Below are 16,255 nucleotides of genomic sequence, written 5' to 3'. Positions count from 1 at the left end.
ACTTTCGTTAAGAGGTTTGCAAATTATATTAGCAGCTTGGCATGAAGAAGATTTTTATTTTACTAGTTTTGTCAATTCTATGCAATTCAGCGCTATATGCCCAAAAGATCGGGTATACGGACATGGAGTTCATTACCAGTAAAATGCCCGAGTACCAGGCCGCTCAGGCAGAGATGAAGAAATTCTCTGACAGATGGGCAAAGGAAATTCAGGACAAGTTTGCCGAGATTGACCGCATGCAGCGTGCTTATATGGCAGAGGAAATTTTGCTGACCGACGATTTGAAAAGGAAACGGCAGAGCGAAATTAAAGAGAAAGAGCTCGAAGCAGGCGAGTATAATAGCAAGATATTCGGTGTGGAGGGCCAGATGTTCCAGAAGAAAAAGGAACTGATGAAGCCCGTACTTGAAAAAGTACAGCGCGCAGTGACGAAGGTTTGCAGCCAGCGCAGGCTCGATTTTATGTTCGATAAATCCAGTGATATTGGCATGCTTTACACCAATCCGAAACACGATTATTCGGATTACGTGATGGAGGAACTGGGGATCGATCCAAAAGCCAACAAAGCGGGAAGTAATGACAAGACCGGTGCTAACGACAAAGCTGCCAAACCGGAAGATCCGGTTCAGCAGCAACCAGCCGGACCTGCGAAGAACTCACCAAAACAAAAAAGTACAACCAGTAAACTTAAATAAGTAACAGAGCAATGAAACAAAAATTGATGGCTATTATGGTCGTGATGACCATAATCACCACCCCTCTCTTAGCCCAGACTACCCCGGCAGGCGGGCCTACTAAAATAGGTTATACGAATGTCGACTACATAATCGGCAAATTGCCGGAAGCAAAAGTGATGCAAAACCAGCTTGAAGTAACCAAAGCGCAGCTGGACAAGGCCATCGGGGAAACTTACAAGGAGGCTCAGGAGAAATACGAAGCTTATCAGAAAAATGGTGCGAATATGACCGACGTCATCCGCGCTGATAAAGAGAAAGAGCTTCAAAACCTTTCGACCCGCATCGAGGAAATGCGTAACAATGCGCAAACTTCCCTGCAAACAAAGCAGCAGCAATTGCTCGAACCGATCCTGACAAAGGTTAATAACGCGATTCAGGAAGTAGGTAAGGAAAGTGGCTTCCTGTTTATCCTGAACATGGATGCAGGTGCAGGAACAACGCCTATCATCCTGTTCGCAGCATCGGAAGAAAACAATGCAACGAACCTGATCCTTCGTAAATTAGGTGTTGATCCCGACAAAGTAGAAGCAGCGGCACCGGCAGCAACCACGCCAGCAGCGAAACCTGCAACGGCTCCTGCTACCACTCCGGCAACCGCCCCAAAGAAAAAATAATAGGGTAAATATTGAACTTTAAAAACCGGAGCGCAGTCTTAAAAAGGATTGCGCTCCGGTTTTTGCTTTCGGCGTCGGAAGTTACTTGACTTGCTTTATTTATAAACCCGTTTGGAAGACTGTATTTGAAAAGTACAAACTGATTTAACCCGCAGACAGGCACGTTTGCGGATTTCAATTTTACAACTAATCACAGGGCATTCTATACAGGATTTACTAGTTTTGCGTTAAGATCAAAGTATTCTTTCACCCATGGAATTAATTATATTTTTGATGTCATGCTAACAAGAAAAATTCATAAAATACTGATACTTCTGATACCCGTTTTTGTAGTACTGAGGGCGCAGGGGCAGGATAATATGAAGAATAATACCTCAACGACCCCGTTCCAACTTGTGTTCCCGGCGGAAGCGGAGTGGAACGTACTTTATGAAGGAAAAGAGATCAATTTTCACCTTCAGGCCAAAGGAGGGAAGAGTGATTCGGTGAAGTACTCGGTGGCGAGCGGGTTGGTTAAGGATATGAAATTCGACTCGACCGGTCATTTCGTCTGGACGCCGGGTTTCGACATTGCCGATCGCATTAATACTACCAAATCCTTTCCCGTAGTATTCGAAGCACAAAATAGTGCCGGCGAAAATGTTTCGCGCGAGATTGTCTTTAAAGTAAATCACGTGAACCGGCCGCCGCAGGTCGATGAGCTGCAACCGTTCTATGTTCAGTACAAAACGCAGAACGTTTACAAGATCGATATGGGCTCGGTGCGGGATCAGGACGGCGACCCTATCGTGTTCGTACCCATTTTGGAAGAAATGCCCGAGGGGATGAAATTATCGGCCGCAGGCGAAATTACCTGGGAGCCGTCGAGCCAGCAGTTCGGCATTCTGAAAAAGGGGCCGAGGTACATGGAATTTTATGTGGAGGACCAGCCATCGAAAGCACGTACCAAAGGACGTTTGAAGCTGGATGTAACCCAAATGGACCTTGCGCCGGATTTCACTATTATTCCACAGAATACAGTTATTCGCAGTGCCGAGAACAACCGCATCAACCTGCGATTCACATTATCGGACCCGAACGGGGAGGAGGATATCACTACGTTCAATTTCATCTCAGAAAACAAGAAGGTTCCGCAAAGTGCATTGGTTAAGAATACACCAACAAGCTACGAGTTCATTTGGGAGCCGGGTTATGAATTTGTAAAAGATCCCTTCGATACACTTGCCTTTAATATCATATTCTATGTAATGGATAAGGCCCAGAACAAGAAGGAGCGTACGGTCAAGTTTGTCATCAAGAATACAGTGGATGAAAGCTTGCGTGATACATACGTGTATAATCTGTACAGGGGCGCGCTGGTGAATGCTTGGGGACTTATCGAGCAAATGACCGAAAAGGAAGGGCAATTGAAAAAGGCCTACTCCCGCGCTAAGAAAGGCAAGCGAAGTAGATCCTTGCTTAATGCTTCATTGGGAGCGACAACCGGCCTTGCACCGGTGATTGCCAAGTCAAATCAGGATACTCGAGGCTATATCACGACTATCGGTGGCACAACCGTGGCAACCGTAGGAACGCTGGAAGCAACAGAGGTGATCGGGAAATCGGTGAACGGCCTGCTGGACCGCTTTAATTATGTAATGCAGAAGAAAAATGAGCTGCAAAACAAGGGCGACGTATTCGCGCGTGAATGGGGGCAGAAATCGGCCAGGCGCCAGCCGGACTTTATTCGAAAACTAGATGAATTCAAGGCATTAATGAACCTCAGTGGCTTGGTAGCGTTAGAGCTGGACGCCAATTGGGAGAATAAGAAAGAGGCGACAGATGCTGCCATTAAAAAGACTTTCAAGGATTTCGTGCCTTACACCAAGGACGAGAACTGAGAAGTAGGTATAGAGACAAAAAAGAGAGCCTTAGCTCTCTTTTTTGTTTTCATCCTCTTCCTGTTCAGTGGAAGTGGCTGCGGGATTACCTTCCGGCATTTCCGGCCCGATGTAGGGATCTACCGTGGGAAGTGGCATTGAGGTATCAGGCGTATTCAAATCGTGCTCATTTTCCTCTTCCTCCTTAATCTCTTCTTCTATTTCCGGCCCATGCGAATGAAAACTTCCCTGGAATATCAGAATACTGCAAACGCCGAGGAAAATACATGAATCGGCAATGTTGAAGATCGGCGTCGAGTAATATTGGCCGCCCCATACCGGCACCCAGTCGGGAATGAAGCCTTCCCAGAAATCGACGAATATCATATCGATTACCTGCCCGTGGAACCATGGAGTTGGTGAACCGTAGGGCGCATTGCCCAGCAGCACGCCGTAGAAAGTACTGTCGATCACATTACCTACCGCTCCGGCCAGGATCATCGCCAACGCCCAGAGCAAGCCCTTGGAAGCACCCGCGCGAGCCAGGTGGATCATATAGCCGCCGATGGCGACCATGGCCACGAGCCGGAACAATGTCAGGAACAATTTACCGTATTCGTGCCCCAGTTGCATGCCGAAAGCCATGCCGGGGTTCAGTACATAATGCAGTTTCAACCAATCCCCGATCAGCGCGATCTGTCCTGAAAAGCCGGGTTGCATGTATTGATGAACCAGAAGTTTAGAAGCCTGATCAATCCCGATAAGGAGTACGCTTAGAAGTAGATAGGGGGTTGGATTTCTGGATTGGTTCATTCGGTTTTTAATACAATGGACAAATTTTGGAATGCGAAAGTAATAACTTACTTATAAAGAACCGATTCCTCTTCTCTTCAATTCACTTTTAACCAACAAAAACTCACGACTGCTCTGGCCTGCAATAGACGTGTTTTCTTCGGCACGACGGATCAGATACGGGAGTACCGCGTCGATCGGTCCGTAGGGAACGTATTTGGCCACATTATAGCCGGCTTTGGCCAGGTTGAAGGAAATATTATCGCTCATACCAAGGAGCTGCGCGAACCAGATGCGGTCGTCGTTGCGTTCAATACCGAGCTTCTGCATTTTAAGGGCGCAGTATTGAGAGCTGTATTCATTATGCGTTCCGAGGCAGATGGAAATGTGTTCGAGGCGGTCGAGGCAGAAGTCGATGGCCAGATTGTAGTCCGTATCGGTCGCCTCTTTTGAGGTATGAATAGGGTTGAAATATTCCTGTTCGCGCGCACGCAGCCGCTCTTTTTCCATATAAGCCCCGCGTACGAGCTTGCCGCCGAGGAGGTATCCTTTCTGGCGTGCCGTGAGGAAGGCGCTTTTCAATGCTTCGAGCGTTTCGTGGCGGTAGAGCTGGTAGGTATTGTAAACAATGGGCCGCTCGCGGTTGAACTGCTGCATCATTTCATAGGCCAGATCGTCGATCACGCCCTGTATCCAGCTTTCCTCGGCATCGATAAAGATCCGCACATTGTTCTCGTGTGCGTGTGCGCATAGCCGTTGTACGCGCTCGCGAGCACGCTCGAAGGCTCGTTTTTCTTCTTCAGATAGTTCGTCTTTCCGCTGGACTTTTTCAAGCAGGTCGGAAGAGGCCACGCCGGTAACTTTAAAAACGGAAAAAGGTATGGTATCCGAACCGGTCGCTTTGTCGATCGTTTTGAGGATTTCGGCCGCTGTTGCGTCGAAGCTGGCTTCTTTATCTTCACCTTCAACGGAATAATCCAGTATTGTGCCGATACCCGACTGCCGCAGGGAGCCGATTGTAGCGTCGCAGTCGTTAATCGTCTCACCGCCACAGAATTGTTCAAAAATCGTGACCCGGATGAGATTTTTTATAGGTAAGTTGAGTTTTAGCGCGAGCTTTATAAAAAAAGTGCCTAAATTTACGACTCGAGCCTGATTCATAAGGCTGAATAACCAGTATGTCTTCCTTAGTTTGGCGTCTGATTTCGATGCAAAGGCAACGGAAGTATCTTCAAAAAATACAGGTATTTGGTCGTTTGGGGACGGATATGCCATTTTTGACGTACGTTTTTCCTGAGTAACTGTTTAACAATTCATTATCGAACTACAGGAAGAAAGTAATACACATTAAGAAGTTGATTGACTTTTGTGGGGTCAAATGTACGGGCATTCGAAGAAATACGCATAATACCGGATCAAAATATTACAATTATCAATTTTTTATTAAGGACAAGTTTTTGAGTATGAATGCTTCTTTAGATATCCTACCGCTTAGCAGTTGGATCAATACCGAAGGTAAGCCTTTGGTAATCGCCGGGCCTTGCAGCGCAGAGACCGAGGAACAAATGTTAGAAACCGCAACCCAGATCAAAGAGGAAGGATTTGCGCACGTGATCCGTGCGGGGGTGTGGAAACCGAGAACTCGTCCAGGCAGCTTTGAAGGCATGGGAGAGGCTGCTTTGCCATGGTTGCAAGAGGTTAAACAGCAAACAGGCTTGCCTGTGGCCGTGGAAGTTGCTACGCCTCAGCATATCGAACTGGCATTGAAATACGGCGTTGATATCCTTTGGGTTGGTGCACGTACAACCGTGAACCCATTCAACGTACAGGAACTTGCTGATGCCCTGAAAGGAATTGATGTACCTGTATTGGTTAAAAACCCTGTGAATCCTGACCTGCAACTGTGGGTTGGAGCCCTGGAACGTCTGAACCAGGCCGGCGTGAAAAAACTCGGTGCGATCCACCGCGGTTTCTCGAACGCTCAGGAGCACAAGTTCCGTAACTCCCCGATGTGGAACATCGCGATCGAACTGAAAACGATTTTCCCTCAATTGCCGGTGATCGGTGACCCTAGCCACATGGCTGGAAAGCGCGCTTACCTGTACGAAATCGCCCAGCGCGCGCTTGACCTGCACTACGACGGTCTGATTATCGAATCGCACCGCGACCCTGACAAGGCATGGTCTGATGCTGCACAACAGCTTACGCCAGCTGCATTGGGACAAATGCTGCACGACTTGCACGTTCGTAAAGAATCGTACGGCAGCGATTACGCGTCGCAACTGGAAATTATCCGTGGCAAAATCGATAACCTTGACCGCGAATTGCTCGAAACACTGGCAAATCGCATGGCCCTGGTTGAGAAACTGGCCGAATACAAACGTGATAACAACGTAGCTGCTTACCAGGTTGACCGTTTCCGTGAAGTACTGGAAACCCGCGCCGGATGGGGAAGAAGCATGAACCTGTATCCAAACCTGGTGGACGAATTGTTCAAGCTCGTTCACATGGAGTCGATCCGCAAGCAAACCGAGGTGATGAACCAGGTAAATGCCTAACCGGAACAGCATATAATGCGAAAAGCCGCTCAGCAATGGGCGGCTTTCGTTGTTTTAGGCTAAATGTGTATTTCAAATATTCTTCTCTTTCAAAACCCTGCTGATTTCCTTCGCCCAGATCTTGTAGGCTTTGGTATTTAAATGCGTTTTGTCGATGGAATAATCGGTGCGCAGGCCGTTGGAGTCGGAGACATAGCGGTTCAGGTCAATGTAGGTGATGTTGTTTTGGGTGCAAAAAGACACCAGGAATGCATTCAATGCGTCGACTTCCTTTTTGCTTGAAGGATCGTTCCGCTCGTACACTGTCAGGGTTACAACCGGCGTAATGCTGTTCTGCATGAGCATTTCAAGCATTGTTTTGAAATTACTCCGAATGGTATCCTGCTTCACACCCAGTGTAATGTCGTTAATGCCGCCCTTGATGAAACAAACTTTCGGATGCAAATCAATAACATGCGATTGAATGAGTTGCAGGAAATGATAGGTAGCTTGTCCGGGTAATGCATTGTTCATCACATCGGTTCTGCCCAGTAATTCGACCCATTTGCCCTGGGCGGTGATCGAGTTGCCATACATCACGATGGCCGGATCGCCTTTCAGCTTCACGAAACGCTGTGCGATTTTATCGCGATAGAGGTAGCCCAGTATCAAAAAAGTCGCGATCAGGACCGCATTCAGCGTGAGCGAAAGGATCAGCAGCTTTCGGGTCTTCATTTGGAATACAAGTCGTACGCTTTTTCTCCAAGGTTGAAGCATCTCCTGCAACGCGCTTCGTATAAGTCGGTCTCACCGAGCAGCACACGCTCATTGGACGGCGAAAGGCGGTAGGAATGCGACGCGACTTCCCCACATACCATGCAAACGGCATGAACTTTGGTGACATATTCCGCAATAGCCATCAACTGGGGCATGCAACCGAAGGGTTTGCCCATGTAATCCATATCCAGGCCTGCAATGATTACGCGCTTGCCCGAATTGGCTAACTGGTCGCATACTTCCACAATGCCTTCATCAAAAAATTGCGCTTCGTCGAACCCTACGACCTCACAATTCTGCGCGAGGTCTGATATTTGCTGTGACGATTGTACAGGTATGGAACGAATTGAATTGTCATTATGCGAAACAATGTTCTCTTCGTGGTATCGTTTATCAAGCGCAGGTTTGAAAATCTGTATCTTCTGCCGGGCAATTTTGGCGCGGTTGAGTCTGCGGATGAGTTCTTCGGTTTTTCCGGAAAACATAGATCCGCATATGACTTCGATCCAGCCGGTACGGGGATTTTGAAATTCTCTTCTGTGAGATGGTTCTACAAACATACTTTGGTGCCGAACCGACCCATTGAAAGGTCGATTTTTATTTTATATTTACAAATCAAACATATTTTTCCCAACACTACGTTACCAAAATTGCTTATTCGTTATGCCGGATAATCTGAATTCAATCGCACTCAACCAGTACTCCGCACGGTTCACAACAACAGTTCTGAACGAAGTGTACAGGTCGCAGGACGTCGTTACCGGTGCCGGATTATTAAAACTGACACCCGTACGACAGGTCAACCTGGGTATTCTCAATCGCCTGTTCGAAGAATGGAAAAACAATGCCGAAGCCTTCCGCAGCCCTTATTTTGATTTTTCCAATGAAGATGTAAAAAGTGCGCTGGAAGAATTCATGAACACGGCTTCGCAGCACATCGCCGTGAAGCGTGCCGACCTCGAACCGCTGCTGGCCGACTCGGTAAAAGAATCGTTGAAATTGCTTCTGACGCCCACGGCGTATTTCGAAGACAAGATCAGGGCCGTTTCCGATGCCGAGTTCACGCACGAAAAGGCCGAGCGACTCGTGAAATATACGCACATCCACCGGGGTATCGCCGAAGCAATGCTCGGCCGCCTGACAGATAGCGGTTCGGATTCGGTGTACCAGACACAAGCTGTAAGCTGGTTGTACGAATTCAAGGATAATGCCGATCTGATTGACGACAAAGAACAACATCTGGTACAATTCGCAGAAGTATTCCCAATCAATATTGCCGAATTGTATATCCAGGAACCTGTAAAAACAGCTCCTCAGCCTCATAAGCACGAGTCGTTCTTCGACTCGGCATTCAGCCAGCTGGAACCGAGCACTTCCCGTCCCTCTGCACCGCGTGCAGAACCAGCCTCCGCGGTAATCGGGGAAATCGTTGCCAAATCCAACGCAGGATCGAGCCCGGAAAGGGATTCATTGAACAGTCGTTTCAAGGTGGATCTGCCGAAGCCTTCGGAAGACAAATCCTATGGAACCATGCCGTTAAAGGTCGAAAGCATAGCAGGCAGCATTCCACTGGGTCAGCGTTTTATGTTTGTAAACCAGCTTTTCGACCGAAACAGCGAGCATTTCGATAAAGCTATTTACGAGCTCGATCGTGTAAAAAGCTTCGAGGAAGCCGAAAACCTGATCTGGCATCGTTACGCCTCGAAATATGCGTGGGATGTGAATGGAGAGGCCGTTACGGCATTGCTTGCGATCGTCAAGCGTAAGTTTGCTTAGCAGAAGTACTTTTATACGGTATCAATGCGCCGGAAGCTCAAACCTTTCGGCGCATTTTTATTTATCCGACGATCTGCTGGAACATGGTGCGCGCTTTTTTCAACTCGTGGGTATCCAGACAAATCAGCTCCTTTTGTTCCCTGGCAAAATCCACCAACCTTTCGGTGGGCATATTGCCGACGAGATCGTCCTGGGCCATTGGACAGCCGCCATAGCCTAGCAATGCGCCATCGAAACGACGGCAGCCGGCATCGTAAGCAGCCTCTACCTTCATGCGCCAGTCGTCCGGGCGGCTGTGGAAATGTGCACCGAATTCGAGTTCGGGATAATGCGGGATCAATGCGGTGAACAGCCAGCCAATATCTTTCGCCTGGGCTACTCCGACGGTATCCGCCAGCGAGAAGGTACCTGCACCCAGTTTCGACAATTTTTCGACCCATTCCATTACAATTTCGGGAGCCCAGGCATCACCATAAGGATTGCCAAAACCCATTGAAATGTAAATCACCAGCTCCTTTTTGTGTTTCGAGCACAGGTCGGCAATGCGTTTTACCCGCTCGTACGATTCCGCAATCGTGGCTTGTGTGTTTCGCAATTGAAATGTCTCCGAAATAGAGAACGGGTAGCCAAAGTAGGCGATCTGCCCGAATGCACAGGCTTCGGTGGCACCGCGCTCGTTGGCGACGATGGCGAGCAAATTGGTATTACTGCCCGAAAGGTCCAGTCGCTCGGTAATCCACGCGGTGTCTTGCATTTGCGGCATCGCTTTGGGCGACACAAAACTGCCGAAATCAATCGTATCAAAACCGACCCGGATAAGCTGGTTCAGGTATTCCAGCTTGATCTCCGAAGGGATGTAGGGATGAAAGCCTTGCCAGGCATCGCGGGGGCATTCGATGAACTTCATATTTTAAATGATTGAATGACCGAATGATTGAATGTTTTTGGGGCCGACTTAAGAAACAAAGACTGCCATCAGGTAGTTCTTCGAAGCTACATGATGGCAGTCTTTGTTTCTGTATTATTTCTGTTGTTGCATCCCTGACGGGATTATAGTACCGCTTCTGTTTTTTTCTACCAATGTTGGATTGCTACGCGATTTAATTGAATGCCGTTAGGCATGTAATCTTGGTAGAAAATGTGGTTAATGGGTTTATCAAATGCCCTTGGGTATGTAACAACTATGCAATGCAACAACTTAGCGCCGTATTATTTCAAAATCGGGGCGAGGTCGGCTTCGTTTTCGGCCAGCCAGGCGGTGATTTCTTCCACGATCTGACGGATGCCGATCTTTGGCTCCCAGCCCGTCAATGCAGTGACTTTCGTGTTGTCGGTCACGTACAAGCGGATATCGGCAGTTCTGTTTTCGGGAACTACTTTAATAGGAATGGTTTTGCCGGTTACTTCCTGGCAGATTTGGGTGAGCTCCTGCAATGAAGCGCTGCTTTGCAGGCCACCGCCCGCATTCAGGATTTCACCATTCACTTTGTCGAGGTTATGCAGTTGCCAGTCGATCAGATTGTAAAGATCGGCAACATGCAGCATGTCGCGGATCTGCTTGCCCGTGCCGCCGTATCCGAAGTAGCCGAGCTGCTGTTCGAAATAATGCTTCGCGATCCAGAGTACCATTACACCCTGGTCGACCTTGCCCATTTGCCACGGACCAGTAATGACGCCGCAGCGATTAATGACCGTTTTGAGGTTATAAAATTCATTATATTCCTGAATGATCAGCTCGGAAGCCAGCTTGGTGGTTCCGTAAAGCGAGCGGGCGCCGTTCAGCGGGAAATCTTCGCCAATACCTTTGGACGAAACACCCGGTACCGGTTGCTCGTCCGACAATGCGAAACGGGTTTCTTCTTCCACAAAATTCAATGTCTCGATCGTTTTGATCGGGTACACGCGGCTGGTGGACAGGAAAATGAACCCGGCTTTGTGTTTCAATGCGTAGTTGAGGCAGTTGACAGTCCCCACCAGGTTGGTATTGATCAGGTAATCGGGTGTGCCGTCCAATCCCGCCAGTACCGATGGCTCCGCGGATGCTTCGATCACGGTATCGACGGCCGGAATGGAATCGAAATCTTCTTTATTACGGATGTCGCCATGGACAAACTCGACGCCCGCTTTTTTGAGACGGGGTATATTCAGCTCGGAGCCTCTTCTTTTGAGGTTGTCCAGCGCATAAACCTGGTAATCAGGGTAATTTGTTTTCAAGGCTATGGCCAGCGAAGAGCCAACAAAACCGGCTCCACCGGTGATCAGAATTTTCATAGAAGGTAAGTGAGATGTGTGGTACCTATAAAAGACCAAAGTTAGGGTATAAAGGGGACATACATTAGATATATAGCATTTGATTCTTTTGGGATTAAGTTTAATAAATCGAATAAAATATTTAATTTACATTTGAAGTATGTAACTTATGTTCACTTCATGAAGTACTAGCCCCGGTACTGCAACATTTCGATAGCCTTTAAACGTATTGCTTTAAAATTAACCGCGTAGATGCGTATTTTTACCACTGCATTATTCCTTTGTGCCCTGTTTTCGGGAAAAACCTACGCTCAGGGGACACTGGCCGATGCTTCGTCGGCCCGAGAGGTTGCTGCTTACCCGGTATCCCTCTACAAAAACGCCACATCTATTTCCCAAAATCTATACAATGGCCGCCAGTACTACGTGTACGACGCCCGGATGGAGGAGCACCAGTTCTACCTGCAGCGCCGCTGGCTCAACGGCATGGTTCGCTACGACGGACAGCAGTTCGACAGTATCCCGATGCTCTACGATATTTTCCACGATGAAGTGGTTATCCGGCATTTCAACGGAGACCATATATTATTGCAAACCGTTAAGGTAGATTCGTTTATCGTCGACCAGCACCATTTCGCGCGGCTCGAATCGGGGAAGGATATCAACCCTCAAATGCGCACCGGTTTTTACGACGTCGTTTACAACGGCAAGTCGCGCACGCTCGTACGCAGGACCAAATCGCGGCAGGAGAAGATTGTTGACAAAAGAGTGATCGCCTATTATCCCGAAAAGAATTTTTTCTATGTGTTCAAAGACGGCCTGTACCACTCCGTGCATACGAAAAAGTCGGCGCTGGGACTGTTTCAGGACCGCAAGCGGGAATTACGAAAAGTGCTGCGGGAAAACAAGATCAAATTCCGCAAAAACCGTGAACTGGCCATTGTGAAGATGGTAGAAACCTACGACAACCTAGCCAAATGAAAATACTTTTACTCTTAACCCTTATAACCTGCGGCATTTTTTCCACCCACCTTTCCTACGGCCAGAACGTGCCCGAGAAAAAAATCACAATGAAGCTGGACTCGGCGCGGTTCGACCAATTTGTGAAGCAAGTGGAGGCGCAGACAGGCTATTATTTCTACTACGACGCCACGCGGTTCGATAGCCTCACGCTTGACCTGAATGTGAACAACCTCTCGCTCCGTGAGGTGCTCGATCAGGTTTTCAAAGGCTCTGAATTCGAATACGCCATCGACGGGCAAAAACGCATTTACATTACACACGCCCAAAAGATAATCACCCAGCTCACGCCCGGATTGTTCAACCCGGAACGCGCGGGTGAAACCGATTCCATTGCCTATGCCGGGCCGGAAAGCGATATCAAGGAAAAACTTTTATCGACGGCCGAGAGTAAGGTGCACGAAATCGGGATACGAAAGCACCGGATCACCCCGGGCAATTCTACCATTACGGGTTACGTCAGGAACGCCGTCACGGGAGAGCCGGTAATCGGCGCGGCAGTGTTTATCAATTCACCATCAATAGGCGTGACCACGGATGCGCTCGGGCGGTACGCGCTTACGATCCCGCGCGGAAAGCAGGTTATACGCATTAAAAGCACCGGTATGCGGGAGACCCAACGGCAGGTAATACTGTACTCCGACGGTAAACTCGACATTGAAATGCGGGAAAGCGTGATTGCCCTGAAGGAAGTGTCGGTGAAGGCAGGTATGGACAAAAACGTGGTAGGTACGCAAATGGGTACCGTGAAACTGACGATCAAGAACCTGAAACAGGTGCCGACGGTATTTGGCGAAACAGACCTTTTACGGACCATCCTTACATTGCCGGGGATCAAATCAGTGGGGGAAAACAGTACCGGGCTCAATGTCCGCGGCGGTTCTGTGGACCAGAACCTTATTCAGTATGACGACGCGGTGATTTACAATCCTTCACACCTTTTCGGTTTCTTTTCTGCATTTAACCCTGATGTGTTGAAGGATGTGGAGCTGTATAAAAGTACAATCCCTTCCAAATTCGGCGGTAGGCTCGCATCGGTGCTCGATATCAATAGCCGCGATGGTAATAAGAAAAAATTCGTGGCGTCAGGCGGGATTGGACTCGTTACGGGCCGGGTTACGCTGGAAGGGCCTTTGGTAAAGGACAAGGCGTCGTTCCTGCTGGGCGGGCGCTCGACCTATTCCAACTGGGTGATCAGAGCATTGGATAATGAGAATTATAACCGGAGCTCGGCATCGTTTTACGATGTGAACCTGCATTTGAATTATGAAATCAATGAAAAGAACAGCCTCTCGCTGACCGGCTACACCAGCAGCGACAAATTCCGGCTCTACGGGGATACTTTGTACTCCTACCAGAACCAGCTGGGTTCTATTAAATGGAAACATACATTTAATCCACGCTTGTACGGCGTACTCACCGCGGCGCATAGCAAGTACCAGTATTCGATGGAGGCAGAAGGCCTTCCGCTCAATTCCTTTGACCTGAAATTTGATATTAACCAATCTAATTTCAAGGCGGATTTCAGTTATGTGCTGCATCCGAAGCACACGCTGGAATTTGGATTAAGTACCATTTATTACAAACTGCACCCCGGCTCATTCAAACCCCGCGGCAGCGAATCGCTCATTATGCCCGACGAGCTGGAAGCCGAACAGGCGACGGAAAGCGCATTGTACCTCGAAGACAAATGGGAGGTGAGTCCGCGGCTGTCTATTTCCGGCGGTCTGAGATGGTCTTTCTTCCAATATCTGGGGCCGAAATCGGTGAATACCTATTTACCCGGCTTCCCGATCGACTACATTTACCAGGAAGGTGTGGAGGAGTACAAATCAGGCAAGAAAATCAAGTCGTACGGCGGGCCGGAATACCGGGCATCGGTGCGGTTCAGCATCCTGGATAACCTATCGCTGAAAGCCAGTTACAACACACTGCGGCAGTATATTCACTTGCTGACAAATACCATGACGGTTTCCCCAACCGACATCTGGAAACTGAGCGACCCCTACATCAAACCGCAGATCGGCGACCAGCTTTCGGTGGGTTTATACCGCAATTTTAGAGGTAATAAAATTGAGGTTTCGCTGGAAGGCTATTACAAGAACATCCGCAATTTCCTGGATTACAAAGGCGGCGATTCGCTTTTCATGAACCATAATATCGAGGCGGCGGTGATCAATACCAAAGCGAAGGCATATGGTGTGGAATTCATGATTAAGAAAATGACGGGAAAACTCAACGGCTGGCTCGGCTATACCTATGCACGTACGCTCCTGCGCGCGGTTGACCGCGAGTCGCCCGACGCTCCGAATGGAGGCAATTTCTATCCGAGCAACTATGACAAGCCGCATGATTTTACACTGATCTCCAACTATCGCTTTTCGCACCGTTTCAGCTTGTCGTTCAACTTTACTTACAGCACAGGCCGGCCCTATACGCCACCGATCGGTAAGTACATTATCGACGGTTCGCAGCGGGTATATTATGCCGACCGCAACCAGTTCCGCATTCCTGACTATTACCGGATGGATTTAGCCATGAATATCGAGGGCAATCACCGGATCAAAAAGCTTGCGCACAGCTCGTGGACGATCGCCGTTTATAACCTTTTAGGAAGGAAAAACCCGACGTCGGTTTATTTCCAAACCGTCGGCGGAAGGGTGAATGGTTACCAGCTTTCCATCTTCGGTCAGCCTATCCCGACTATTACCTACAATTTCAGATTCTAAACGGCAGGCATGTAATGAAATATTGGTTTATAATAATAGGATTTTTTGCACTACTGCTGGTCGTTGACAGTTGCGTTGAACCGTTTTCACCACCCGAAGTCAATTCGGATGAAAACTACCTGGTAATCGATGGTTTCCTGAATGTAAGCGGCACCGATTCTACGCGGATCGAGCTGCGGAGAACACAGAATGTCAATGCGAATGCATTGCCAATCATCGAAACAGGCGCGCAGCTGGCGGTAGAGGAGGAGAACGGGGGAACCTGGTCGTTGGCCGAAGCCTCTGCCGGCGTGTACGTCCTTGCGCCCCGTCAATATAACCGTGCGGGCAAGTACCGGCTCCGGATCAAGACCAAAGACAATCAGGAATACTTATCGGAATATGTGGGTGTGAGCATTACGCCACCGATCGATAGTGTGACTTATAAGGTAGATCCGGTGTTGAATGCGGCGGTGTTTTACGTGAATACCCATGATGCGCAGAACAAGACGCAGTTTTATCGCTGGAAATTCGAAGAAACCTGGGAATATGAGGCGGCCTATTACTCTGCATTGATGGTGAGGAACGACTCGGTGGTCGTCCGGCCTGAGAACATTAACAAATGCTGGGGTAAACTGAAATCCGGAAGCATTTTGCTCGGTACCACCGTCAAGTTAAGCAGCGATATCATCAAGGATCTGCCGCTGAACCGCGTTCCGATCTCGACCAACAAGCTTTTTATCAAATACAGCATTCTGGTAAGGCAATACGGCTTATCGCGGCAGGCATTTGAATACTGGACCGACTTGTCCAAGACGACGCAGGGAACTGGAAGCCTTTTCGACGTATTGCCGTCGCAAGTGACGGGCAATATCCGGCATGTTTCCAATGCGCGGATGCTTGCATTCGGCTATTTCAGTGCGGCTACGGAGGAAACACGCAGGTTCACGGTCGCCCCGCGGCTTGGCACTTTTCCGCGTTGTATCGAGCCGGACACTATCCCCATCCGCTGTTCGCCCAGGGATCCGGACGAGTGTGCGCTGACTACCGCAAAGTTGCTGCTAACTTATTGGGGCCCTCGTTCGGACTCTGTTCTGGTAGCGGCGCATTCTTGTGCCGATTGCCGCCTGCAAGGCGGTACTACCGAAAGACCTTCATATTGGTAATGATTTTATCGGGATTGAC

General features: G+C 48.7%; 14 protein-coding genes. 8 read left to right on the top strand and 6 right to left on the bottom strand.

Going from position 1 to position 16,255, the window contains the following annotated elements:
• Window positions 1–41 precede the first annotated feature (41 nt).
• The 3 genes from AAHB90_RS24420 (at window position 42) to AAHB90_RS24410 (ending at window position 3,231) form a co-directional block, all read left to right on the top strand.
• Window positions 42–695: an OmpH family outer membrane protein gene (locus AAHB90_RS24420; protein ID WP_342087867.1), complete on the top strand. Its 654-nt coding sequence runs from the start codon at window positions 42–44 to the stop codon at window positions 693–695.
• Between the two features lie 11 nt (window positions 696–706).
• Window positions 707–1,351: an OmpH family outer membrane protein gene (locus AAHB90_RS24415; RefSeq protein ID WP_342087866.1), complete on the top strand. Its 645-nt coding sequence runs from the start codon at window positions 707–709 to the stop codon at window positions 1,349–1,351.
• A gap of 278 nt (window positions 1,352–1,629) precedes the next feature.
• Complete coding sequence (locus AAHB90_RS24410) at window positions 1,630–3,231, top strand: hypothetical protein (RefSeq protein WP_342087865.1); 1,602 nt, start codon at window positions 1,630–1,632, stop codon at window positions 3,229–3,231.
• A 30-nt stretch (window positions 3,232–3,261) separates the two neighbouring features.
• Here AAHB90_RS24410 and AAHB90_RS24405 read toward each other — a convergent pair whose 3' ends face one another.
• Both AAHB90_RS24405 and AAHB90_RS24400 read right to left on the bottom strand, forming a co-directional pair.
• Window positions 3,262–4,023 (bottom strand): lipoprotein signal peptidase, encoded by a 762-nt coding sequence (locus tag AAHB90_RS24405; RefSeq protein ID WP_342087864.1) that lies wholly within the window; start codon window positions 4,021–4,023, stop codon window positions 3,262–3,264.
• 51 nt (window positions 4,024–4,074) lie between these two features.
• Window positions 4,075–5,277, bottom strand: a complete 1,203-nt coding sequence (locus AAHB90_RS24400) for a proline dehydrogenase family protein (RefSeq protein WP_342087863.1) — start codon at window positions 5,275–5,277, stop codon at window positions 4,075–4,077.
• Window positions 5,278–5,465: 188 nt separating this feature from the next.
• Here AAHB90_RS24400 and AAHB90_RS24395 point away from each other — a divergent pair, with 188 nt between their 5' ends.
• Window positions 5,466–6,560, top strand: a complete 1,095-nt coding sequence (locus AAHB90_RS24395; RefSeq protein ID WP_342087862.1) for a chorismate mutase — start codon at window positions 5,466–5,468, stop codon at window positions 6,558–6,560.
• A 72-nt stretch (window positions 6,561–6,632) separates the two neighbouring features.
• On the opposite strand, the gene AAHB90_RS24390 is transcribed toward AAHB90_RS24395, so the two are convergent.
• Together AAHB90_RS24390 and AAHB90_RS24385 are read right to left on the bottom strand one after the other, a co-directional pair.
• Window positions 6,633–7,274, bottom strand: coding sequence for an SGNH/GDSL hydrolase family protein (locus AAHB90_RS24390; protein ID WP_342087861.1), 642 nt, complete (start codon window positions 7,272–7,274; stop codon window positions 6,633–6,635).
• On the bottom strand, window positions 7,271–7,876 hold the full coding sequence (locus AAHB90_RS24385; protein WP_342087860.1) for a thymidine kinase: 606 nt from the start codon (window positions 7,874–7,876) through the stop codon (window positions 7,271–7,273). The genes AAHB90_RS24390 and AAHB90_RS24385 overlap by 4 nt, the downstream gene beginning before the upstream one ends.
• A gap of 103 nt (window positions 7,877–7,979) precedes the next feature.
• On the opposite strand from AAHB90_RS24385, the gene AAHB90_RS24380 reads away from it, so the two are divergent.
• Window positions 7,980–9,092 carry a hypothetical protein gene (locus tag AAHB90_RS24380; protein WP_342087859.1) on the top strand — a complete coding sequence of 371 codons (1,113 nt, stop codon included), beginning with the start codon at window positions 7,980–7,982 and terminating at the stop codon, window positions 9,090–9,092.
• A gap of 61 nt (window positions 9,093–9,153) precedes the next feature.
• On the opposite strand, the gene AAHB90_RS24375 is transcribed toward AAHB90_RS24380, so the two are convergent.
• Window positions 9,154–9,999: a hydroxymethylglutaryl-CoA lyase gene (locus tag AAHB90_RS24375; RefSeq protein WP_342087858.1), complete on the bottom strand. Its 846-nt coding sequence runs from the start codon at window positions 9,997–9,999 to the stop codon at window positions 9,154–9,156.
• Window positions 10,000–10,301: 302 nt separating this feature from the next.
• Complete coding sequence (locus AAHB90_RS24370) at window positions 10,302–11,363, bottom strand: NAD-dependent epimerase/dehydratase family protein (protein ID WP_342087857.1); 1,062 nt, start codon at window positions 11,361–11,363, stop codon at window positions 10,302–10,304.
• A 231-nt stretch (window positions 11,364–11,594) separates the two neighbouring features.
• Between AAHB90_RS24370 and AAHB90_RS24365 the strand changes: the two genes are divergently transcribed.
• The 3 genes from AAHB90_RS24365 to AAHB90_RS24355 are packed head-to-tail and all read left to right on the top strand — an operon-like array spanning window position 11,595 to window position 16,236.
• A complete protein-coding gene (locus tag AAHB90_RS24365) occupies window positions 11,595–12,323 on the top strand; it encodes a hypothetical protein (RefSeq protein ID WP_342087856.1) in 729 nt (242 codons plus the stop codon).
• Complete coding sequence (locus AAHB90_RS24360) at window positions 12,320–15,091, top strand: TonB-dependent receptor (protein ID WP_342087855.1); 2,772 nt, start codon at window positions 12,320–12,322, stop codon at window positions 15,089–15,091. Before AAHB90_RS24365 ends, AAHB90_RS24360 begins: the two co-directional genes overlap by 4 nt.
• Before the next feature lie 14 nt (window positions 15,092–15,105).
• Window positions 15,106–16,236, top strand: a complete 1,131-nt coding sequence (locus tag AAHB90_RS24355; protein ID WP_342087854.1) for a DUF4249 domain-containing protein — start codon at window positions 15,106–15,108, stop codon at window positions 16,234–16,236.
• Window positions 16,237–16,255: the final 19 nt, after the last annotated feature.

The organism is Dyadobacter sp. OTU695, from assembly GCF_038440355.1.
GTDB lineage: Bacteria > Bacteroidota > Bacteroidia > Cytophagales > Spirosomataceae > Dyadobacter.
Note: the sequence above shows the minus strand (reverse complement) of the source record. Positions and strands in the feature narration are given on the sequence as shown.